This window comes from Saccharomonospora iraqiensis subsp. paurometabolica YIM 90007, assembly GCF_000231035.2.
Taxonomy (GTDB): Bacteria; Actinomycetota; Actinomycetes; order Mycobacteriales; family Pseudonocardiaceae; genus Saccharomonospora; species Saccharomonospora paurometabolica.
The window spans coordinates 2390-2975 of sequence record NZ_KI912227.1; the positions used below are offsets into that span (position 1 = coordinate 2390).

General features: G+C 76.6%; 1 protein-coding gene. It reads right to left on the reverse strand.

Going from position 1 to position 586, the window contains the following annotated elements:
• The coding region (locus SACPADRAFT_RS26690; RefSeq protein WP_233357152.1) for a DUF5667 domain-containing protein at positions 1–504 on the reverse strand (504 nt) is incomplete at its 3' end.
• Positions 505–586 lie beyond the last annotated feature (82 nt).

The following is a 586-nucleotide window of genomic DNA, read 5'->3' on the forward strand; positions in this document are numbered from 1 at the left end:
CGCGCACGGCCCCGTGGCGGGCAGCGCGCCGAGTTCGTCGGCCGAGCCGGAGGTGATGCGGTAGCAGTCCATCCGCTCGGCCAGTGCGGTGGCGCGGCGCTCGATCCGTTCCAAGAGCGTGCCCGGGTCGTCGGCGGTGTCCGGCAGTGCAGCGCCGAGCAGGTCGAGCCGGTGCGCCTGCCGGTCCGCCCAGTCCCGCAGCGAGACCAACTGCCGGCCGCCCGACCCGGTGGCCACGGCGGTCAGGCCGGTGGTGCCCTCGGTGGCGTGCTCGGTGAAGTCCGCCAGCACATCCGGGGAGGCGGGCGCCACCCGGGTGGGTGCGTGCGCGGACAGTGCCACGAGCTCGTCGATCCGCCGTGCGGCGTAGTCCAGTCGGCGGTGGGCGTGCGCCTCCTCGTCGAGGGTCAGGCCGAGCGCCGTCGCCTCCCGCAGCCGCTTCAGCCCGTACAGCGTGTCCCCGGGCAGGGCGTCGTGGGAGAGCAGGACACCCAGTCCGCCCAACGACAGCACCGCCGCGGCCGCCGCCGTCAGCACGGGGAGCGGCCGGGGCCGCGACCGTGCACGGTGCCGGTGCGGCCGGTCG